At 73.8% G+C, this 19,900-nt stretch carries 20 protein-coding genes; 10 read left to right on the top strand and 10 right to left on the bottom strand.

The genetic code is table 11. The annotated features are described in order from the left end of the window. Nucleotides 1-485 precede the first annotated feature (485 nt). The 3 genes from JS756_RS08340 to JS756_RS08350 all read left to right on the top strand — a co-directional run bounded on the left by JS756_RS08340 (nucleotide 486) and on the right by JS756_RS08350 (nucleotide 3,595). A complete protein-coding gene (locus JS756_RS08340) occupies nucleotides 486-2,084 on the top strand; it encodes an ABC-F family ATP-binding cassette domain-containing protein (protein ID WP_205382359.1) in 1,599 nt (532 codons plus the stop codon). Between the two features lie 335 nt (nucleotides 2,085-2,419). Next, complete coding sequence (locus JS756_RS08345; RefSeq protein ID WP_190220789.1) at nucleotides 2,420-2,641, top strand: helix-turn-helix domain-containing protein; 222 nt, start codon at nucleotides 2,420-2,422, stop codon at nucleotides 2,639-2,641. 138 nt (nucleotides 2,642-2,779) lie between these two features. Then, nucleotides 2,780-3,595, top strand: a complete 816-nt coding sequence (locus JS756_RS08350) for an enoyl-CoA hydratase/isomerase family protein (RefSeq protein ID WP_205382360.1) — start codon at nucleotides 2,780-2,782, stop codon at nucleotides 3,593-3,595. Nucleotides 3,596-3,868: 273 nt separating this feature from the next. Here the strand turns inward: JS756_RS08350 and JS756_RS08355 are convergent, their stop codons facing one another. Further along, the gene (locus tag JS756_RS08355; protein WP_205382361.1) at nucleotides 3,869-4,576 is read right to left on the bottom strand and encodes a nucleopolyhedrovirus P10 family protein; all 708 of its coding nucleotides are present in this window, start codon (nucleotides 4,574-4,576) and stop codon (nucleotides 3,869-3,871) included. Between the two features lie 106 nt (nucleotides 4,577-4,682). Between JS756_RS08355 and JS756_RS08360 the strand changes: the two genes are divergently transcribed. From JS756_RS08360 to amaP, 5 genes are all read left to right on the top strand, one after another. Continuing rightward, on the top strand, nucleotides 4,683-5,180 hold the full coding sequence (locus JS756_RS08360; RefSeq protein WP_205382362.1) for an Asp23/Gls24 family envelope stress response protein: 498 nt from the start codon (nucleotides 4,683-4,685) through the stop codon (nucleotides 5,178-5,180). Nucleotides 5,181-5,244: 64 nt separating this feature from the next. Beyond that, nucleotides 5,245-5,436 carry a hypothetical protein gene (locus tag JS756_RS08365; protein WP_205382363.1) on the top strand — a complete coding sequence of 64 codons (192 nt, stop codon included), beginning with the start codon at nucleotides 5,245-5,247 and terminating at the stop codon, nucleotides 5,434-5,436. Continuing rightward, complete coding sequence (locus tag JS756_RS08370) at nucleotides 5,433-5,816, top strand: Asp23/Gls24 family envelope stress response protein (RefSeq protein ID WP_205382364.1); 384 nt, start codon at nucleotides 5,433-5,435, stop codon at nucleotides 5,814-5,816. The genes JS756_RS08365 and JS756_RS08370 overlap by 4 nt, the downstream gene beginning before the upstream one ends. Further along, nucleotides 5,813-6,505 (top strand): DUF6286 domain-containing protein, encoded by a 693-nt coding sequence (locus JS756_RS08375; protein ID WP_205382365.1) that lies wholly within the window; start codon nucleotides 5,813-5,815, stop codon nucleotides 6,503-6,505. The genes JS756_RS08370 and JS756_RS08375 overlap by 4 nt, the downstream gene beginning before the upstream one ends. A 5-nt stretch (nucleotides 6,506-6,510) precedes the next feature. Next, nucleotides 6,511-7,089: an alkaline shock response membrane anchor protein AmaP gene (gene amaP, locus JS756_RS08380; RefSeq protein WP_205382366.1), complete on the top strand. Its 579-nt coding sequence runs from the start codon at nucleotides 6,511-6,513 to the stop codon at nucleotides 7,087-7,089. Between the two features lie 29 nt (nucleotides 7,090-7,118). Here amaP and JS756_RS08385 read toward each other — a convergent pair whose 3' ends face one another. The 5 genes from JS756_RS08385 to JS756_RS08405 all read right to left on the bottom strand — a co-directional run bounded on the left by JS756_RS08385 (nucleotide 7,119) and on the right by JS756_RS08405 (nucleotide 12,111). Continuing rightward, nucleotides 7,119-7,874, bottom strand: coding sequence for an SDR family oxidoreductase (locus JS756_RS08385; protein ID WP_205382367.1), 756 nt, complete (start codon nucleotides 7,872-7,874; stop codon nucleotides 7,119-7,121). A 4-nt stretch (nucleotides 7,875-7,878) separates the two neighbouring features. Beyond that, entirely contained in the window at nucleotides 7,879-9,666 is a 1,788-nt protein-coding gene (locus JS756_RS08390; RefSeq protein WP_205382368.1) for a glycoside hydrolase family 15 protein, read from the bottom strand. A gap of 227 nt (nucleotides 9,667-9,893) precedes the next feature. Then, nucleotides 9,894-10,685 carry an SURF1 family cytochrome oxidase biogenesis protein gene (locus JS756_RS08395; RefSeq protein ID WP_205382369.1) on the bottom strand — a complete coding sequence of 264 codons (792 nt, stop codon included), beginning with the start codon at nucleotides 10,683-10,685 and terminating at the stop codon, nucleotides 9,894-9,896. A 60-nt stretch (nucleotides 10,686-10,745) separates the two neighbouring features. Beyond that, nucleotides 10,746-10,979 (bottom strand): metallothionein, encoded by a 234-nt coding sequence (locus JS756_RS08400; RefSeq protein ID WP_205382370.1) that lies wholly within the window; start codon nucleotides 10,977-10,979, stop codon nucleotides 10,746-10,748. Between the two features lie 148 nt (nucleotides 10,980-11,127). Continuing rightward, nucleotides 11,128-12,111, bottom strand: a complete 984-nt coding sequence (locus tag JS756_RS08405) for a DEDDh family exonuclease (protein ID WP_205382371.1) — start codon at nucleotides 12,109-12,111, stop codon at nucleotides 11,128-11,130. Between the two features lie 172 nt (nucleotides 12,112-12,283). On the opposite strand from JS756_RS08405, the gene JS756_RS08410 reads away from it, so the two are divergent. Both JS756_RS08410 and JS756_RS08415 read left to right on the top strand, forming a co-directional pair. Continuing rightward, a complete protein-coding gene (locus JS756_RS08410; protein ID WP_205382372.1) occupies nucleotides 12,284-12,994 on the top strand; it encodes a VIT1/CCC1 transporter family protein in 711 nt (236 codons plus the stop codon). 190 nt (nucleotides 12,995-13,184) lie between these two features. Beyond that, nucleotides 13,185-14,228 (top strand): zinc-dependent alcohol dehydrogenase family protein, encoded by a 1,044-nt coding sequence (locus JS756_RS08415; RefSeq protein WP_205382373.1) that lies wholly within the window; start codon nucleotides 13,185-13,187, stop codon nucleotides 14,226-14,228. A gap of 116 nt (nucleotides 14,229-14,344) precedes the next feature. Here the strand turns inward: JS756_RS08415 and JS756_RS08420 are convergent, their stop codons facing one another. The 4 genes from JS756_RS08420 to JS756_RS08435 all read right to left on the bottom strand — a co-directional run. Next, a complete protein-coding gene (locus JS756_RS08420; RefSeq protein ID WP_205382374.1) occupies nucleotides 14,345-15,352 on the bottom strand; it encodes a CopD family protein in 1,008 nt (335 codons plus the stop codon). Between the two features lie 100 nt (nucleotides 15,353-15,452). Beyond that, nucleotides 15,453-16,844, bottom strand: a complete 1,392-nt coding sequence (locus JS756_RS08425) for a CoA transferase (protein WP_205382375.1) — start codon at nucleotides 16,842-16,844, stop codon at nucleotides 15,453-15,455. A gap of 43 nt (nucleotides 16,845-16,887) precedes the next feature. Further along, nucleotides 16,888-18,417, bottom strand: a complete 1,530-nt coding sequence (locus tag JS756_RS08430; RefSeq protein ID WP_205382376.1) for a S8 family serine peptidase — start codon at nucleotides 18,415-18,417, stop codon at nucleotides 16,888-16,890. Between the two features lie 66 nt (nucleotides 18,418-18,483). Continuing rightward, nucleotides 18,484-19,900 (bottom strand): S8 family peptidase (locus JS756_RS08435; protein WP_205382377.1); only part of this gene is annotated, 1,417 nt, incomplete at its 5' end.

Consider the following 19,900-nt stretch of genomic DNA (forward strand, 5'->3'; position numbering starts at 1 on the left):
CACTCCCTCGATCGAGGTCACCGCCGGGCGGCCGAGGAGCACCGGGAGAACCCCGGCACGCCGCCCGGTCCACGGTTCACCGCCAGTGTCGCAGCGGGCACTGACATCGATGCCGGTACTCAGGTTCCGGTGGTCGTGGCTCGGGCACCGACCGACGTCCTGCCGGGCTGTCCTCCCGCTGTTCCGTCCGGCCGCCGGGACCTGGCCTCGTGGCTCCGGCCGGGCGGAACACGGCCTCGAACCGCACCGGGCACCGTCCTCCGCGTACGGGCGTACGACCACTCCACGAGGACATCCTCACCCGCCGCCGGGGGCCGGGCCCCACTCGACACCCGAACGGGGGAGACGCATCGAACACAGGAACGCGGGAAAACCGGTTGCACTGCCCCGTTAGACTGGCCGCATGGCCATTCTCCTCGCGCACTAGACGGCGGGAACGCCCTCAGCCGCCCACCCGCCTCCCTTCATCGCCCTGGAGTCTGTCCGTGATCTCCGCCTCCGGTATCGAGCTGCGCGCCGGTGCCCGCATCCTCATCGAGAACGCCTCCTTCCGTGTCGCCAAGGGCGACCGCATCGGTCTGGTCGGCCGCAACGGCGCCGGCAAGACCACGCTCACCAAGTGCCTCGCGGGCGAGGGCATCCCGGCCGCCGGCGCCATCACCCGGTCGGGTGAGGTCGGCTACCTCCCGCAGGACCCCCGCACCGGCGACCTGGACGTCCTCGCCCGCGACCGCATCCTCTCCGCCCGCGGCCTCGACGTGCTGATCCGCAAGATGCGCGACAACGAGCAGCGCATCGCCACCGGCAAGGGCAGCACCCGGGAGAAGGCCCTCAAGCAGTACGAGCGTCAGGAGACGGAGTTCCTCACCAAGGGCGGGTACTCCGCCGAGGCCGAGGCCGCCACCATCGCGGCCGCGCTCAACCTGCCGGACCGGGTGCTCGGCCAGCCGCTGCACACCCTCTCCGGCGGTCAGCGCCGCCGGATCGAGCTCGCCCGCATCCTCTTCTCCGACGCGGACACGCTGCTGCTGGACGAGCCGACCAACCACCTCGACGCCGACTCGATCGTCTGGCTGCGCGACTACCTGAAGACCTACCGCGGCGGCTTCGTCGTGATCTCCCACGACGTCGACCTGGTGGAGACGGTCGTCAACAAGGTGTTCTACCTGGACGCCAACCGCGCCGCGATCGACATCTACAACATGGGCTGGAAGCTGTACCAGCAGCAGCGGGAAGCCGACGAGAAGCGCCGCAGGCGCGAGCGCGCCAACGCCGAGAAGAAGGCCGCGGCGCTCAACGCCCAGGCCGACAAGATGCGGGCGAAGGCCACCAAGACGGTCGCCGCGCAGAACATGGCCCGCCGCGCGGAGCGGCTCCTCGCCGGTCTCGACGACATCCGCCAGCAGGACAAGGTCGCCCGGCTCCGCTTCCCCGAGCCCGCGCCCTGCGGCAAGACCCCGCTGACGGCGGAGGGCCTGTCGAAGTCGTACGGCTCCCTGGAGATCTTCACCGACGTCGACCTGGCCGTCGACAAGGGTTCGCGGGTCGTCATCCTCGGCCTCAACGGCGCCGGCAAGACGACCCTGCTCCGGCTCCTCGCGGGGGTCGAGCAGCCCGACACCGGTGCGGTGATCCCCGGCCACGGCTTCAAGGCCGGCTACTACGCGCAGGAGCACGAGACCCTCGACCCGGACCGTACGGTCCTGGAGAACATGCGCTCCGCCGCCCCCGACATGGATCTGGTCGAGGTGCGCAAGGTGCTCGGCTCGTTCCTGTTCTCCGGTGACGACGTCGACAAGCCGGCCGGCGTCCTCTCCGGCGGCGAGAAGACCCGTCTCGCGCTGGCCACCCTGGTCGTCTCCTCGGCGAACGTGCTGCTGCTGGACGAGCCGACCAACAACCTCGACCCGGCCAGCCGCGAGGAGATCCTCGGAGCGCTGCGCACCTACAAGGGTGCCGTCGTCCTGGTCACCCACGACGAGGGCGCGGTCGAGGCGCTGCAGCCGGAGCGGATCATCCTGCTGCCGGACGGCGTGGAGGACCTGTGGGGCGCGGACTACGCGGATCTCGTCGCCCTGGCTTGATCGAATGAATGATCCACTGTGTATGGATCATTCGGCCCATCGGTGATCCATCATCTGTGTGAGATCTCCTCGTACCAAGGTGTGTCCTGCACGCACTTCGCGGCCGGGTTCCCCGCTTTCGGGGGCCCGGCCGTCGTGCTGCTCTGACCTGGCACTTCGCGGAAGGACCCGTTCAGCGGTACGTACACCAGTGTCAGGAATCACAGGTTCCGATTGTGGGGATGCGCTCCTGTCGTCACATCCCTCTCGCACGGACCTTGCCGAATGGGTGGCCATCGGGCCCCGGAGGGGTGATCATGAGGGGACCAGAGCGCACTTCCCATGAGGAGGCACGGGTGGCCGAGACTCTGAAGAAGGGCAGCCGGGTGACCGGCGCCGCGCGCGACAAGCTCGCGGCAGACCTGAAGAAGAAGTACGACGCCGGTGCGAGCATCCGGGCGTTGGCCGAGGAGACCGGCCGCTCGTATGGCTTTGTGCACCGCATGCTCAGTGAGTCGGGTGTCACGCTCCGAGGGCGTGGCGGGGCGACGCGGGGCAAGAAGGCTCAGACGGCCTGATTCCCCGGGCGGCCCATCGGCCTCGATGGTGGCCACCCGGTCGGTCTCCCCCCGTGGACGGGGGGCTGGGGTTCACCCAGCTCGGCCGGGTGGTTACTGTGCAGTCACTTAGCTGACCGCACCCACCGGAGGCGCACCATGGCTTCGCCCGCCCAGCCCGACACGGAACACCTCGTTCCCCTGCTCGACAAGGACGGCGTACGGCTCACCGTCGACGACGCGATCGCCACGGTGACGCTGACCAACCCGGCCAAGCGCAACGCCCAGAGCCCCGCCATGTGGCGGGCGCTCGTCGAGGCCGGGCAGCTGCTGCCGGGCTCCGTCCGCGTCGCCGTGCTGCGCGGCGAAGGCATGTCCTTCTCCGCGGGCCTGGACCGGCAGATGTTCACGCCCGAGGGGATCGAGGGCGAGCCGTCGTTCATCGACCTCGCACGCAGCAGCGACGCCGACCTGGACGCGGCGATCGCCTCCTTCCAGGAGGCCTTCACCTGGTGGCGGCGGAGCGACCTCGTCTCCATCGCCGCCGTACAGGGACATGCCATCGGGGCGGGCTTCCAGCTCGCCCTGGCGTGCGACCTGCGCGTCGTCGCCGACGATGTCCAGTTCGCCATGCGCGAGACCAGCCTCGGGCTCGTCCCGGACCTCACCGGCACGCACCCGCTGGTCGGCCTCGTCGGATACGCCCGCGCGCTGGAGATCTGCGCCACCGGGCGGTTCGTCACGGCCGAGGAGGCGGTGGCCTCCGGCCTGGCCAACCTCGCCGTGCCCACCGGCCAGCTCGACGGCGCGGTCGCGGACCTCGCCGCCGCCCTGCTGGCCGCGCCCCGGGATGCCGTGATCGAGACCAAGGCGCTCCTCCGCGACGCCGCGGGACGCACCTACGACGAGCAGCGTGCCGCCGAGCGCCAGGCGCAGGCCAGGCGGCTGCGCGACCTGGCCGGCCTCGGCGAGTGATCCGCGCCTGAGACCCGCCACCGCTCCGGTGCCGCACGGGTTCCCGGCGGGCCGCCGGGGCCGTCGCGGCGGTTACGGGCCGGCCGTGCCACCGACCGCCGGGGCCTGCCCGGCCCTGACGCCCGCCCGGGGCCGCCTCCGGCCCCGCGGCATCCGCCGGCCGGGGCCGCCCGACCGGCCCAGCCTCCGGCTTGCGGTGCCCGGTCGTGGAGCGGCCGGATGCCGCCGATCCAGGCGGCGCCGGCCGCGGACGTCCGGGGCCGGTGACGGCGGTCAGCCGACCGCTGTCACCAGGATCGCCACGTTCGGGTGATCCGCCCAGGTCGCCGACACCGCGGCGCGGACCTCCCGGGCCACCTCCACGGCCCGGTGTCCCTCGCCCACGGCGATCTCCACCCGCACGTACCTCCTCGGCAGCGCGTCCGGCCGGGTCTGCTCCTCCAGGTGCACCGCGCGGCCGAGCACCTCGGTCAGCGCCGCCACCCCCGCGACCGACAGGGCCGCCCGGGCGGCGCGCGCCTCGTCGGTGCCGGTGCTCTCCGCGGCCGGCTGAGGTGGGGGGACCCGTACCGTCTCCGCCGCGGGCTCCTCGTCCAGCAGCGCCGTCACCCGCAGATCCACCTCCGTGACCGTCAGACCGAGGTCCCGTGCCGCCCGCCCCAGAGCCGCACGCAGGCGGGCCGTGGCCGCGGGCAGGGGCTCGGCACCCGTCGCCGACAGCTCCGCCGACACCCGCAGCGCGCCGGGCGGCAGGGCGCTCGGCGGGGGTGGTACGACGGGCGCCGACGCCCGCTCCGGTTCGGCGAGCGCGATGCGCAGCCCGCCCAGCAGCACCCCCGGTACGTCGGCCGCGGCGCGCCGCAGCACGGCCTCGGCCGCCCGCTCCGCGATCCACGAGCCGTCCCGCGGGCCGCCCAGAGGCACCAGCCTGCCGAGCGCCAGCCGGTGCCGTACCTGCTGTGTCCACTGCTGTGCCGTCATTGCTCCAGCCTGCCGCATCTCCGGCGCGCGATCGGGCAACCGCCCTTACGGTGGTCGGAGGAACACCACGTGGTCAAGAGACGACGACCGAAAGGGACGTACGGCGATGACCGACACGACGGCCGGGGGCAGGACCAGGAACACCGAGAACGACAACGACGGGCCGGAGACTGCCGGGACGCGCAGGACCCAGGCCACGCGGCGCGGCGGTGGAGATCCCGCCGCCCGCGGACGGACCACCATCGCGGACGGCGTGGTGGAGAAGATCGCCGGCATGGCCGCACGGGACGTGGTCGGGGTTCACGCCATGGGCAGCGGCCTGTCCCGCACCTTCGGCGCCGTCCGCGACCGGGTCCCCGGTGGCTCCAAGGCCGTCACCCGGGGCGTGAAGGTCGAGGTCGGCGAGGTGCAGACCGCCCTCGACCTGGAGATCGTCGTCGACTACGGCGTGTCGATCTCCGACGTGGCGCGGGCCGTGCGGGAGAACGTGATCGCGGCCGTGGAGCGGATGACGGGCCTGGAGGTCGTCGAGGTCAACATCGCCGTGAGCGACGTCAAGCTCCCGGACGAGGAGGACGAGGAGCCGGAGTCCCGGCTCCAGTGACCTGCGGGCCGGCGCACGGACGGACCCGCGGACGGACCCGCGGACGGACTGAGGGGAGCGCACCATGAGCATGGCCGCGGTCGGCTTGATCGCCGGGATGGCGCTGGGCTTCGCCGGGTACTTCGGCGGATTCGGCGCCTTCCTGCTGGTGGCGGCCCTGGGGGCCGTCGGGTTCGTCGCCGGCCGATTCCTGGAGGGTGACCTGGAGGTCGGCGAGTTCTTCCGCATCCGCACCCGTGACGACCGGCGGCGGTGACGGCCGTGACCACAGGAGCCACCGAGCTCCGAACCGCACCGGTCGTCCCGCCCCCGGCAGAGCGCGGCGCCACGCGGATCGCCGACCGGGTCGTGGCGAAGATCGCCGCGCAGGCGGCCCGGGAGGCGGCAGGTGCCCTGCCGAAGGAGGCCCGCCGCCCTCACGCCACCGTCGTCGTTCGCCACCACGCGGCCCGCATCAGCATCCAGCTCGAACTCGGCTACCCCACGGACATCGGCGCCGGCTGCCATGCCGTGCGTCGCCACGTGGCGGAGCGGGTAGGCGCGTTGGTGGGCATGGAGGTCCCGGAGGTCGCCGTCCAGGTCGAACGCCTGCACCTGGCCGCGGCGTACGGCGAGGCACAGGGGAGGACGCGATGAGCGAGCCCCTCGACGACGGCGAGCGCGAGGGCACCACCCAGCGGCTGCCGGTCCTGGACAAGGGCGGCGGACCCGAGCCGTCCGCCGCGGTCCCGGACCACGACCCGCCGTCCGCGCCGCCGGACGGCGGGGCCGGCAGGCCCGGCAGGCCCGGCCGTTTCTGGTCCGCCCGCCGCGTTCCCGCGGCGATCGTCGCCCTGCTCCTCCTCGGCGCCGCCGGCGTCTTCCTCTACGACATCGCCTCCGTCCGGGCCGGCCGGCCCGGCATGCAGTGGCGCCGCACCCTCGCCGACCAGCTGGCCCAGCGCCCCCTCGACGACAGCCGGGTGCTCCTCGGCGCGGGCGTCACCGCAGCGCTCGGCCTGTGGCTGATCGCGCTGGCGGCCACACCCGGCCTGCGTGACGTGCTGCCGATGCGGCGCACCCATCCCGACGTCCGCGCCGGACTGCACCGCGGTGCCGCCGCGCTGGTCCTGCGCGACCGGGCCATGGAGGTGGCGGGCGTGCAGTCGGTCCGGGTGCGGATGCGCCGCACCCGGTGCGACGTACAGGTGACGTCGCACTTCCGCGACCTGGACGACGTACGCGCCGACCTGGACCTGGTGCTCACCGAAGCGGTCGGCGGCCTGGGGCTCGGGCGCTCGCCGCGGCTGTCGGTGCGTGTCCGGCGGCCCGGGCGGAAGGGGTGACCGGGATGCTGAGAACCGTCAACCGTGTGGTCACCGGCATCGTGGGGCTGCTCCTGCTCGTGCTGGGCGGCTCGGTGCTCGCCGTCGGGCTCGGCGCGCCGCCCCCGTCCTGGTGGATCCACGACGGACGCGACGACGTCCTGCTCAGCCGGGCCGAGCGGACCCGCTGGCAGGACGAGGCCTGGTGGTGGCCGACTGTCCTGGCGGTGCTCGCCGTGCTCGTCGTGCTCGCCCTGTGGTGGCTGACCGCCGTGCTGCGCCGGCGCCGGCTCGCCGAGGTCCTCGTCGACACCGGCGACGGTGCCGGTGCCCTGCTGCGCGGCCGGGCGCTGGAGTCCGTCCTCAGCGGTGAGGCGAACGCCATGGACGGTGTGGAGCGGGCCCACGTCCACCTCACCGGCCGCCGCCTCGCCCCCGAGACCCGGGTGCGGCTCCTGCTGGAACCGCACGTGGAACCGGGGACGGCGCTGAGCGAGCTCACGAGCCGGGCCCTGGCCCACGCCCGCGACTCGGCGGGCCTTGCGTCACTGCCCGCCGAGGTGCGCCTGCGTGCCGCCAAGCACCGCGCCGAAAGGGTCAGTTGACCTCGTCCGCGGTCCAGGCCGCCGACGGCTCAGAAACCGTGCCGAGCCCCGCCGTCCACCGGGACCATGATGCCCGTCAGATAGGAGGCGGCCGGCGACAGCAGGAAGGCCGCCGTCCGCCCGAACTCCGCGGGCGTGCCGTAGCGCCGCATCGGGATCCGCGCCTCGTTGGCCGCCCGCGTCGCCTCCGGATCCGCCGACAGCCCGTCCAGCTCGCGGACCCGGTCGGTGTCGATACGGGCGGGCAGCAGCCCCACCACCCGGATGCCCCGGGGGCCCAGCTCGTCGGAGAGGGACTTGGCGAACCCGGCGAGTCCGGGCCGCAGCCCGTTGGAGACGGTCAGCCCCGGGATCGGCTCGTGCACCGAGCCCGACAGCACGAACCCGATGACCCCGCCTGCCTCCAGCTCGGCCGCGGCCGTGCGGGCGAGCCGCACCGCGCCGAGGAACACCGACTCGAACGCGTTCTGCCACTGCTCGTCGGTGTTGTCGGCGACGAAGCCCGGCGGCGGCCCGCCCACGCTGACGAGGATGCCGTCGAAGCCGCCGAAGTGCTCCCGCGCCGCGGCGACGAGCTGCGCCGGCGCCGCGGGGTCGGCGTTGTCGACGGCGACCCCGACCGCGTCCGGACCCAGTTCGGCCGCCGCGTCGGCGGTCCGCTCACCGTCCCGCCCGGTGACGACGACCTTCGCCCCGTCGGCGACCAGCTCACGCGCCACGGCGTTGCCGAGCCCGCGCGTGGCGCCGGTGACCACGTACACCCGGTCCTTCAGTCCAAGATCCATGGACCTATCCTGCCTTCTCCTCCCGGAAGAGGGCGAGGGCCGTGTTGACCAGGCCGATGTGGCTGAAGGCCTGTGGGAAGTTGCCCAGCTGCCGTCCGGCCGCCGGGTCGTACTCCTCGGACAGCAGGCCCACGTCGTTGGCGAGGCCCACCAGTCGCTCGAACAGCTGCCTGGCCTCCTTCGTGCGGCCCGTGGCGTGCAGCGCGTCGGCGAGCCAGAAGGAGCACACCAGGAACACGCCCTCGCCGCCGGGCAGCCCGTCCGCGGCCGTCCCGCCGGTGCCGTAGCGGCGCAGGAAGCCGTTGTGGTCCAGTTCGGCCCGGACGGCCTCGATCGTGCCGGTCACCCGCGGGTCGTCGTAGGGCAGGAAGCCCACGCGCGGGATGAGCAGCAGCGCCGCGTCCAGCTCCGCCGAACCGTAGGACTGGGTGAAGGTGTTGCGCTCGGCGTCGTAGCCCTTCTCGCACACCTCGCGGTGCACCTCGTCGCGCATCGCGCGCCAGCCGTCGAGGTCGCCCTCCAGCTGCGGATCGCTCTCCAGGGCGCGCACGGCCCGGTCGGCGGCCACCCAGACCATCACCTTGGAGTGCACGAACTGCCGCCGTCCGCCGCGCATCTCCCACAGCCCTTCGTCCGGCTGCCGCCAGTGGTGGCGCAGCCAGTCCATCAGCGCCACCTGTATCGCCCACATGTGCCGTCGGCTGGGCAGGCCCGAACTGCGTGCCAGCGCCAGCGAGTCCATCACCTCGCCGTACACGTCGAGCTGGAGCTGGCCGACCGCCTCGTTGCCGGTGCGTACGGGCTCGGAGCCGGCGAAACCGGACAGCCAGGCCAGTTCCGTCTCCGGCAGCCTGCGCTCGCCTCCGATGCCGTACATGATCTGCAGGTCGGCCGGGTCACCGGCGACCGCCCGCAGCAGCCAGTTCCGCCAGGCCTCGGCCTCCTCCTGGTAGCCGGACGCGAGCAGGGCTCCCAGGGTGAGGGTGGAGTCGCGCAGCCAGCAGTAGCGGTAGTCCCAGTTGCGCACGCCGCCCATCTCCTCCGGCAGGGAGGTCGTCGGAGCGGCGACGATGCCGCCCGTGGGGGCGTGGGTCAGTGCCTTGAGCGTGATCAGCGAGCGGACGACGGCGTCCCGGTACGGGCCGTCGTAGCGGCATCGCGACGCCCACGCCCGCCAGTCGTGGACGCTGCTGCGCAGTGCCTCGTAGGGGTCGACGAGAGCCGGCCGCGGCTCGTGCGAGGGGTGCCAGGTCAGGACGAACGCGACCTTCTCGCCCTCGGCGACGGTGAACTCCGCGTGCGTGGCGAAGTCCTCGCCCCAGGCCCGGACCTCCGGCTCGCTGCGCAGCCAGACCGAGTCGGGCCCGGCGACGGCGACGCGGTGGCCGTCGATCCGCCGCATCCACGGGACGACCGAACCGTAGTCGAAGCGCAGACGGAGCGTGCTGCGCACGGTGACCCGGCCGCTCAGCCCCTCCACGATGCGTACGACGTCCGGTGCGCGGTCGCGCTGCGGCATCAGGTCCGTCACGCGCACCGATCCCTCGGGCGTGTCCCACTCGGTGTCCAGAACGAGGGTGTCGCGGCGGTAGGCGCGCCGGGTGCAGGGGCTGTCGGCGTCCTTGGGGGCGATCCGCCAGTGCCCGTTGCCGTCGTCGCCCAGCAGCCGCGCGAAGCAGGCGGGGGAGTCGAAGCGGGGCAGGCAGAGCCAGTCCACGGAGCCGTCCCGGCCGACGAGCGCCGCGGTCTGCTCGTCGCCGATGAGCGCGAAGTCCTCGATGCATGGATCCACGCCGAGCACGTTCCCGCGGACGCGGTCGGCAATCCGGGCACGACCCGCCGACGGGTCCGGCCGAGTGCCTCGACCGGGTCCGGGCGGGTCCTCCGACCGGCCGACGGGACCTGTCGTGAGCACGTCCGCCGACGGGTCCGGGCGGAATCGGGCGTGATCCGGCCGGCCGAGGAGGCGCGGCGCGACCGGCAGTGAGCGGCAGGGCCGGGGCCGGGGCGCCCGGTGGCTCAGACCGCCGCCGGTGCCGACTCCGCCGGCCGCTTCGCCGCCGCCTCGCGGCGTTCCCGTGCCTCACGGCGGGCCAGGACGAACCATCCCACGGGCACCCCCGCGGCGAACAGCCACCACTGGATGGCGTACGCGTAGTTCAACGGGGCGTTCTCCTTGCCCGGCCTGCCGATCAGCTCCGGAGTGCCGTCCTTCGGCTCCGGCGCGGTCAGGACGACGTACCCGCCGAGCACCGGGCTGCCGAGGCGCCGCGCCTCCTGCTCGCTGTCGATCAGCATGGCCTGCCGGTCCGGCAGGCCCTTGACGTCCTTGATGCCGCTCGCCTCGGTCGTCTCGTCCGGCATCAGCCGCCCGGTCACGGTCACCTCGCCGCGCGGCGGGGCGGGGATCTCCGGGAACGCCGTCTGGCTCGGGCCGTCGGCGGGGATCCAGCCGCGGTCGACCAGCACCACTGTGCCGTCCTTCAGGACGAACGGGGTGAGGACGTGGAAGCCGACCTTGTCGTCGGCGTTGACCCGCCGCCGGACCACGACCTCGTGCGCGGTGTCGAAGCGGCCCTCGGCGGACACGGTGCGATACCGCTGGAGCCGGGTCACGGCATGCCCCGGGGAGGTCAGCGACTCCACGGGCACCGGATCGGCCTTCAGCGCGTCGGAGACGAGCTGGTTGCGTGCGCTGCGCTCGTCGTAGCGGTGCATCTGCCAGATGCCCAGCCTGATCATCGTGGGGATGAGCAGCAGGGCGACCAGCGTGAGGATCACCCACTGCCGGGACAACAGGAAGCGGTACACCCCACGACCGTACCTCCCGGTCGCGGGGTGCCCTCAGGGGGGTGGGGGACGGCCGGGCGGTCAGACCCGGTCGACGATGCCCGCGGTCCCCTCCGCGCGGGCGCAGTGGGCACCGCAGTACCAGTGGCCGTCGACGTCGACGCCCTGGCCGATGATCTGCACCCGGCAGTGCTCGCAGATGGGGGCCATGCGGTGGATCGCACAGGAGAAGCAGTCGAAGACGTGGACCGCTCCCTGGGCGTGCACCTCGAAGGTCATTCCATAGTCATTTCCGCAAACTTCGCATCTCGCCATGGGCCACAGGGTGGGCCGTCGGCGGGGGCGGGGCGAGCGGGCGCCGGGCGAGTCGCGTCGCGTTCACCCGCCCGGACGGGTCCGTGTCCGGGTGCCGGTGCCCGTCCGCCGTACGGGTCGGCGCGGCTCGGTGCCCGGGTTCCGGCGCTCACCCGTCCGCGGGCTCCACGTCCGTCAGCAGTTGCCCGAACGCCGCCTCGTCGACGACCGGCGTCCCGTACTGCCGCGCCTTGACCGCCTTCGACGTGCCCGAATCGGGGTCGTTGGTCACCAGCAGGCTGGTCAGCCGGGACAGGCTGGTCGAGACGTGCAGCCCCGCCTCGGTCGCACGGTCCTCCAGCAGCTCCCGCTCGACCGAGGTGTCCCCGGAGAACGCCACGCGCATGCCCTGCTTGAGCCGCCCGCCCACCCCGTACCGTCCCGGGTTGGGGTAGGGGCAGGCGGGCCGTTTCCGGGCCGGACGCCATCCGCCCCCGCCGCCGTGTCCGCCCCCCTGCCGGCCGATGAGCGGCGCGGGCCGGTCGTACCACTCCGTCAGGGGCCGGCACTCGTGCAGCGGCAGCCGCACGCCGCCGGCCGCGGCGGCCCGCAGGCTGGGGCGGAACGCCTCCGCCAGCACGCGCGCGTCGTCCAGGGCGTGGTGCGCCCGCCGCTGCACCACGCCGAAGTGCGCCGCGAGGGTCTCCAGCTTGTGGTTGGGCAGCGGCAGTGCCAGCGTCTTGGACAGCGCGATCGTGCACAGCCGCTGCCTGACCGGCGCCTCCCGGTTCGCGCGCGCGTACTCCCGGGCGATCATCTGCCAGTCGAAGACGGCGTTGTGCGCGACGAGCACCCGCCCCTCCAGGCGGCGCGCGAACTCCTCGGCGACGTCGCCGAAGAGGGGCGCCCCTTCCAAGGCCTCGCTCGTCAGGCCGTGGATCCACACCGGGCCGGGGTCCCGCTCGGGGTTGACCGTCGTGTACCAGTGGTCCTCGACCTCGCCGCGCGCGTCCAGCCGGTACACGGCCGCGGAGATGATCCGGTCGTCCCTGGCCAGGCCGGTGGTCTCCACATCGACGACCGCGTATCCCGGGGGGTACGCGGCCGGCCACTCGGTGGGGGAGGACGCTGCGGTCGTGCGGTCTTCGAGCATGGTCCCTGAGGATACGGGCCGGGGCCGACAGCCCGGGCCGCGCGTCCGGCACGTCCGGCGGCCGCAAGAGGACCGCTGCGCAGGGGAGTTCGCCCGATGTGTCCCTTTTGGTCAGCCTGGGGAGGGGCGTCGCTGCGGCACGGGCCCGCCGTCCGGTGTCATCCTCGGTGCCGTGACGGAACCCACGCATGACGAGGCGCACGGCGGTGCGCTCGGCAGCCGGCTGAACTGGCTGCGCGCCGCGGTCCTCGGCGCCAACGACGGCATCGTGTCCACCGCGGGCCTGGTCGTCGGCGTCGCCGGCGCCACGGACGACCGCTCGGCGCTGCTGACGGCGGGTCTGGCCGGACTGCTGGCCGGGTCGATGTCGATGGCGGCCGGCGAGTACGTGTCGGTGTCGACGCAGCGCGACTCGGAGAAGGCTGCTCTGGCACTGGAGAAGCGGGAGTTGCACGAGCAGCCGGACGAGGAACTCGCCGAACTCACCCAACTCCTGGAGGACCGGGGCCTGTCCACGGCGGTGGCCAGAGAGGCCGCCCGGCAGCTGACCGAACGCGACGCACTGCGGGCGCACGCGCGCGTGGAGCTCGGCATCGACCCCGACGAGCTGACGAACCCCTGGCACGCCGCCTGGGCGAGCTTCCTCGCCTTCACCGTGGGTGCCCTGCTGCCTCTGCTGGCCATCGTGCTGCCCCCCGCGGACTGGCGGCTGCCGGTCACCGTCCTCTCCGTGCTGGCCGCCCTCGTCCTCACCGGCTGGAGCAGCGCCCGACTCGGCGCGGCTCTCCCCGGCCGCGCGGTGCTGCGCAACGTCGGGGGCGGCGCCCTGGCGATGGGGGTGACGTATGCCGTCGGGAGCGTTCTGAGCGCGGCGGGAGTGTGACACGCCGGCCCGCGCCCCCTTCCCCTCCCCTTCGCCTCCCTTTCCCTCCACGCGCCCCTGGGCGCGCGGCGTGCTCCGGCGTGCGCCGAGCCCCCCGGGCGTGCGCCGCGCCTGGTGCGGCGTACGGTGAAAGGCGCCCGGCGATCCCGGGCGCAGGTACGACCCCGAACGCACGAGAAGGATCCTCGCCATGCGCGCCACCACCATCCACGCCCCGTACGACATGCGCGTGGAGGACGTGCCCGAGCCCGTCGTGCAGTTGCCCACCGACGCCGTCGTGCGGGTGCTGCGGTCCTGCATCTGCGGCAGCGACCTGTGGGCGTACCGCGGCGAGGCGGCCCGGCAGCCCGGCCAGCGCATCGGGCACGAGTTCCTCGGTGTCGTGGAGGAGGCCGGCTCCGAGGTGGCCACCGTGCGCCGCGGTGATCTTGTCGTCGCGCCGTTCGTGTGGTCCGACGGCGTCTGCGACCACTGCCGCGAGGGGCTCACCACCTCCTGCGAGCACGGCGGCTTCTGGGGCTCCCTCGGCTCCGACGGTGGTCAGGGCGAGGCCGTCCGCGTCCCCTTCGCCGACGGCACCCTGGTCCCGCTGCCCAAGGACGCGGCGTCCGACGACCGCCTGCTGTCGGCGCTGCTGACCCTGTCCGACGTGCTCGGTACCGGCCACCACGCCGCCGTCGGCGCCGGGGCCCGCCCGGGCGCCACGGTCGCGGTCGTCGGCGACGGGGCCGTCGGTCTGTGCGCGGTGCTGGCGGCCCGCCGGCTCGGCGCCGAGCGCATCATCGCCCTGGGGCGGCACGAGGCCCGTACCGACATCGCGCGCCGCTTCGGCGCCACGGACGTCGTCGCCGAGCGCGGGGAAGCGGCCGTCGAGGCGGTTCGCGAACTCACCCGCGGGCAGGGCGCCCACGCGGTGGTCGAGGCCGTCGGCACCGAACAGTCCATGCGCACGGCGGTCGGCATCGCGCGCGACGGCGGCGCGATCGGCTTCGTCGGCGTGCCGCACGGCAGCGGCACCGGGCTCGACCTCGGTGTCATGTTCAACCGGAACATCGGACTGCGCGGCGGTGTGGCACCGGTCCGCACCTACATCCCCGAGCTGCTGCCCGACGTGCTGGAGGGGCGCATCGACCCCTCGCCCGTCTTCGACATGACCGTGGGCCTGGAGGACGTGCCCGCGGGCTACAAGGCGATGGACGAGCGCACCGCGCTGAAGGTGCTCGTCACCGGCTGAGCCTCACCGGGCGGCCCCGGCCGCCCCGCCCCGGGCACCACCCGGCCTCTCCGCGCCCGTGCCGGAGCCGCTCCTGGCCCGCCCGCCGTCCGGCACGTGACCGGGCGGCCGGGCCGTCACCACCGGATGGGCAGCGGGAGCGCCGTGAGCAGCCCCGACGCGGCCACCACCAGGCCCAGCAGGACGACTTCGGCCCGGGCGGGGGAGCAGGCGGTCAGCGGGTCGGCCGCGCGGGCCAGCCGCATCCGCGCCCACAGGGCCAGCAGGATGACGGCGGCCACGAGGAACACCTTCGCCAGCAGGGTGCGCCCGTACGCCGTGGCGGTCAGCTGGTCGAGGATCGTGTCCGCGGGCATGCGGCGCAGCGAACTGAGCACCCCGGTCGCGGTGATCGCCGCCAGGAGAACGACCGCCACGCGCGCGTACATGCCGAGGAGTGCGGCCCCCGCCGAACCCCCGCGCCACCGTCCGATCGTACGCAGCACGCACAGCAGCCCGCCCACCCACAGGGCCGCGCACGTCAGATGTACCAGCGTCAGTGCGGAGCCGACCGGCGGCGTGTGCTCGGTCCCCGGGTGGGCGCGCAGCGCCTCCGCGGCGACGACCGCCGCCAGCGGCCACACCTGCCTGCCGGGCCGGCTCGACACGGCGCACAGCCCCACCAGCAGGAACGCATTGACCTCCAGCAGCGCCAGCTTGCCGTCGCGGGTGGCGTACAGGCCGCCGACGTCGATCTGGCCGAGGTCGTGCGGCACCAGATTGCCGGTCGCCACCACCGAGGCGAGCCCCAGTGCGGCGACGAACCCGGCGCCCGCCGCGTACGCGGCCCAGCTGCGCGGCCGTTCCCCGGGCGCCTCGGGCACCCGCCGCACCAACCGCGCCGTGAACAACTCGCCCGCCGGGACGCACACCGCCGCGAACAGCACCGTCCGCAGCAGGGCGATGCCGGCCGTCCCCGGGGCAGGCGCCTCGCCGGTGTCGTGCAGCGCGGCGGAGGGGCCGAGCAGCGGGATCAGCGCGCCCAGGGTCACCAGGACCAGGACGGCGACGGCCCGGCCCGTGCCGCTGCGCCGCGCGGAGCCGCCGTCGGCGGCCGCTTCGGCAGTCGGTCGTGTCGACGTCACCCCACGATCCTCCCCAGGCGCCCGGGAAACGGGCAAGTTCACTGCGGCCGGCGGCCGATGGGCATGTCGCCCACGGGTACGCCGGCGCCTCCCGCGTCACTCAGGACCAGCGCGCCGCGTCGGCACCCCACGGTCCCGGCGGGCGCACCCAGCCGGCGGGTCCGTGCGCGAAGGTGAACGGCGGCAGCGCGTGTCGCAGCCGGCCGAGCGGGCTGTCGGTCTCGGTGAGCCAGCGGTCCGGGCCGTCGTACGTCTCCGCTCCCCGCGGGCCGGGCCCGCAGCTGCCCGTCAGCCAGGCCGCCGTGCGCGCGAGCGACAGCCGGACCAGGCGCGTGCCGCCCTCGGCCGACTGCTCGGTGAGCGCGCGCAGCACGGCCGCCGCCAGCAGATAGCCAGTCCCGTGATCCAGGGCCTGCGCGGGCAGCGCGCCGGGCCGGTCGGCGGTGCCCTCCTCGGCCGCGATGCCGGTGGCGGCCTGCACCAGACTGTCGAAGCCCCTGCGGTGGGCCCACGGTCCGGCGGAACCCCATGCCGACAGCTGCGCCACCACCAGGCCCGGACGCCGCTCCGCCAGCGCCTCGGGCGCGAGGCCGAACCGGTCCAGCGCGCCCGGCCGATAGCCGGTGACGACCACGTCGGCTGCGGCGAGCAGTTCCTCCAGCCGCGCACCGTCGCAGGCCAGGTCCAGCACCGCCGACCGTTTCCCGAAGCCGGTGTCGGCCTGCTGGCCCGGGAGTTCGGGCAGGTGCGGTGCGTCCAGGCGCAGCACGTCGGCGCCCAGCAGGGCGAGCGTGCGGGTGGCGACCGGGCCGGCGATGACCCGGGTGAGGTCCAGGACGCGCAGCCCGGCGGCGGGCAGCAGGGGTGTCCCGCCGAGCGGTTCGGGCACGCGTGCGTGCGTGGCGTCCAGTCGTACCCGCTCCACCAGCGGGACGCCGGCCAGTGCGCCGGCCTGGTCGTGCGCCGCCCACTCTCCGGGCGTGCGCACGGCGACGGCCAGGCCCCCGGCCGCGTACACGGCTTCCTCGGTCCGAAGGGCCGACCGTTCGGCGAGCACCGCCCCCACGGCGGACACGGTGTCCGTGTCGTCCCGAGCGTCCGCGTCGTCCGGGAGGCCGAGCGCGCCGAGCAGTCGCGCCCGGTGGTGCGGATAGTTGGCGTGGGTGCGCACCCACCCGTCGGCGGTGCGCCAGAACCGCGAGAGCGGCGCGAACGCCACCGGTGGGCGCCCGTCGACCCGCAGGTGCCGTTCGCCGGTGAACGCGGTGGCCACCGCCCCGTCGTCCACCCGCACCGCGGGCACCCCGGTGCGCCCGGCCCGGCGCGCCGCCAGCTCGGCGGCGGCCAGGGCGCAGGCACCGACGCACGCGCGGGCCAGCTCCCGCACGGGAAGGCGCGCCTCCAGCGCGCCCTCCCGCACCACGGTGGACGTCCGCGCGAGGAGGGAGGGATCGCCGCCCAGCGCGGACCACGCGAACTCGATGTCGGTCATGACTGCACTATGCAGTATTGACCGAATCAATATGAGGGCCGGCTCACCTCGTCACGGCGTCCAGAGCGTCCACCGTTCCCCAGCCGTAGAAACCGTTGTGGTTCCGCGAACCCTCGCACACCGCGTCGACCTTCCCGTCGGCGTCGATGTCGTACGGGTCCGTGCACGGCGTGGCGTCGGCCTCGAGGTACAGCAGGGCCTTCACCAGAGCGGGGGAGGCGTGCGGATGCGTCGACTTGATCAGCGCGGCCACGCCCGCGACATGCGGAGTAGCCATCGACGTACCGGCCATGTAGCCCCACTTGCCCCCGGGCAGCGTGCCCAGGATCAGGCCGCTGGTGGCGGGCGGGGCCGGGGTCTGGTAGCGGGTCGCGTCGCCACCCGGCGCGGCTATGTCGATCACCCCCAGGCCGTAGTTGGAGAAAGACGACTTGATGCCCTTCGCGCCGGTCGCCGCGACCGTCACCACACCCGGCAGCTGGGTCGGCATGTCGAAGCACCTGCTCGGGTCGATCACCCGGTCCGACGGCGTGGCGTCGTTGGGCGACACCGGGTCGGTGATCTCGTCGGCCGCCAGGTCGTAGGCCTCGTTGCCGGCCGCCGCGACATTGACCGCGCCCTTGCGCTCCGCGTACAGCGAGGCCCGGGTCACAGCCTGGAGGAGGGCCTTCTGGTCCGGGTCGTCGGCGCAGTTGAAGTACCAGGGGTCGGTGTAATAGCTGTTGTTGGTGACGTCGACGTGGTGCTCGGCCGCCCACACGAACCCGCAGACCACGGCCTCCGTGTAGAAGTAGCCGTCCGGGTCGGCCACCTTGATGCCGGCGACCTTCACGCCCGGCGCCACGCCCGTCATGCCGATCCCGTTCCGGGCCGCGGCGATCTCACCGGCGACATGCGTGCCGTGCGGGCTCTCCCCGGCGTTCGGCCGCCAGGCGCCGTCGGTGGTGTCCGGCTTGCCCGACACGCAGTTGACCGACGCCGCGCGGTCGAAGTTCGGGGCGATGTCGGGGTGGGTGTCGTCCACGCCGGTGTCGATCACGGCCACCGTGACGTCCGGGCTGCCGAGGCTCTTCTCGTGAGCCTTGTCCGCCTTGATGGCCGGCAGGTCCCACTGCAGCGGTTCCAGCGGGTCCTGCCCGTCGGCCGCCTCCGCGCCGGCGACCTCCTCGGCGCTGAGGACCTGCGGGGCGCCCATGTCCGTGGTGGACTGCGCGGGCAGCGGCGCGTGACGGGTGGCTCCCGCCGACTGGACACCGGGTACCTTGCGCAGCGTCCGGGCGAAATCGGCGTCGGCCGAATGGACGACGATCACGCCGATCCGGTCGTACGACGTCACGATCGTCCCGCCGGCCGCGGTGATCGCCTTCCTCGCGCGCGCCGAAGGACCATGGCCGGGACGGACGTTGACCACGTAGCTGAGCGTCGCGGCGGTGTCGGCCGCCGCCTGCGCCGACGGGCCGGTCCTGGGCGCCGCGGAGGCCGTTGCGTCCGGCAGGAACGCGAGAGCCGTCGCCAGGGCCATCCCGACGGGGAGGGCCAGTGCGCGGCGGTGGCGCGGATGGGGCGCTGTCATGGTGTCACTGTCTCCAGTTCGTTCGCGATACGAGCGGGTCGTGCGGGAAGTCCTGTGGTGCACGGGCTACTTGACCGCACGCAGCGCGTCGACGACGCCGAACCCGTAGAAGCCGTTGACGCGCTTGCCCCCCACGCAGGTCGCGTCCACGACGCCGTCGCCGTTCCCGTCGTACGGCTCGGTCGGGCAGCCGGGGTTGTCCGCCTGCGCCTTGAGCAACGCCCGCAGCTGTGCCGGGGTCGCGTGCGGGTGGGTGGACTTCAGCAGCGCGGCCACGCCGGCCACGTGCGGGGAGGCCATCGAGGTGCCCTGGAGGAATCCGTACTCGTTGTTCGGCAGCGTCGACAGGATGCGGCCGTTGGCCGACGGGGTGTCCGGGATCTGGTACTTGTCGCCGCCAGGGCCCGCGACGTCGACGACGCCGAACCCGTAGCTGGAGTAGTAGGACTTGGTGCCCTTGACGCCGACCGCGCTCACCGTGACGACGCCCGGCAACTGGGTCGGCAGGTCGAAGCACTCGTGCGGGTCGACCGTGCGGGTCACGGCGGTCGAGTCGTCGGGGCTGGAGTCGTCCAGGAGGGCGTCCGAGTCGAGGTCGTCGTTGGAGTTGCCCGCCGAGGCGACGTTGAGCGTGCCCTTGCGCTGGGCGTACAGCTGCGCCCTGTTGACCGCGTCGACGATGGCCCGCTGGTCGGGGTCGTCCATGCAGTTGTACAGCCACGGGTCCACGTAGTAGCTGTTGTTCGTGATCTCGACGCCGTGGTCGGCGGCGAACATGAAGGCGCACACGACGCTCTCGGGGTAGAACAGCTGGGTCTCGTCCGGCTGCGCCACCGTGATGCTCGCGACCTTCACCCCGGGCGCGACGCCCGCGACACCGATGCCGTTGCGGGCCGCGGCTATCTCACCGGCGACATGGGTGCCGTGGTAGTGCTCGGCGTCCACCGGGCGCCAGGAACCGTAGGTCGTGTCGGCCTTGCCGCTCACGCAGTTCGCCGACTGGGAGGGTGAGAAGTTCGGGGCGATGTCGGGGTGGGTGTCGTCCACGCCGGTGTCGATGACCGCGACGGTCACCTTCCGGCTGCCGGGGTTGATCGCGGCGGCCTTGTCCGCCCCGATCGCCCGCAGGTCCCACTGGTCGGCCTCCATGGGCTCCTGACCGTCCGCCGCCTCCTGCGCGGCCTTCGCGGCCTGGGCGCCGGACAGGTACTCCACCGCGCCCACGTCCGTGGTGCCCGCGGCCTTCAGCGGCGCGGTACGGGTAGCACCCGCCGACCGCACGCCGCGGACCGCGCGCATCTCCTTGCCGAAGTCCGGGTCGGCGGAGTGGACGACGATGACGCCGATCCGGTCGTACGAGGTCACGATGGTGCCGCCGTGTGCGGCGACGGCCCGCTTCACCGACTCGATCGTGTGATGGCCGCCCTTGGTGTTGACGACGTACGTCAGGGTGCCGGCGGCCTCGGCGGCGCCGACCGTACGC

The sequence above is a fragment of the Streptomyces actuosus genome, from assembly GCF_016921115.1.
GTDB lineage: Bacteria > Actinomycetota > Actinomycetes > Streptomycetales > Streptomycetaceae > Streptomyces > Streptomyces actuosus_A.

What these genes read in the sequence shown, in the direction of transcription:
- JS756_RS08350 (WP_205382360.1), top strand. Translation starts at nt 2,780, where the DNA reads ATGGCTTCGCCCGCCCAGCCCGACACGGAACACCTCGTTCCCCTGCTC.
- JS756_RS08400 (WP_205382370.1), bottom strand. Translation starts at nt 10,979, where the DNA reads ATGGCGAGATGCGAAGTTTGCGGAAATGACTATGGAATGACCTTCGAG.
- JS756_RS08375 (WP_205382365.1), top strand. Translation starts at nt 5,813, where the DNA reads ATGAGCGAGCCCCTCGACGACGGCGAGCGCGAGGGCACCACCCAGCGG.
- amaP (WP_205382366.1), top strand. Translation starts at nt 6,511, where the DNA reads ATGCTGAGAACCGTCAACCGTGTGGTCACCGGCATCGTGGGGCTGCTC.
- JS756_RS08355 (WP_205382361.1), bottom strand. Translation starts at nt 4,576, where the DNA reads ATGACGGCACAGCAGTGGACACAGCAGGTACGGCACCGGCTGGCGCTC.
- JS756_RS08425 (WP_205382375.1), bottom strand. Translation starts at nt 16,844, where the DNA reads ATGACCGACATCGAGTTCGCGTGGTCCGCGCTGGGCGGCGATCCCTCC.
- JS756_RS08415 (WP_205382373.1), top strand. Translation starts at nt 13,185, where the DNA reads ATGCGCGCCACCACCATCCACGCCCCGTACGACATGCGCGTGGAGGAC.
- JS756_RS08360 (WP_205382362.1), top strand. Translation starts at nt 4,683, where the DNA reads ATGACCGACACGACGGCCGGGGGCAGGACCAGGAACACCGAGAACGAC.
- JS756_RS08405 (WP_205382371.1), bottom strand. Translation starts at nt 12,111, where the DNA reads ATGCTCGAAGACCGCACGACCGCAGCGTCCTCCCCCACCGAGTGGCCG.
- JS756_RS08430 (WP_205382376.1), bottom strand. Translation starts at nt 18,417, where the DNA reads ATGACAGCGCCCCATCCGCGCCACCGCCGCGCACTGGCCCTCCCCGTC.
- JS756_RS08385 (WP_205382367.1), bottom strand. Translation starts at nt 7,874, where the DNA reads ATGGATCTTGGACTGAAGGACCGGGTGTACGTGGTCACCGGCGCCACG.
- JS756_RS08365 (WP_205382363.1), top strand. Translation starts at nt 5,245, where the DNA reads ATGAGCATGGCCGCGGTCGGCTTGATCGCCGGGATGGCGCTGGGCTTC.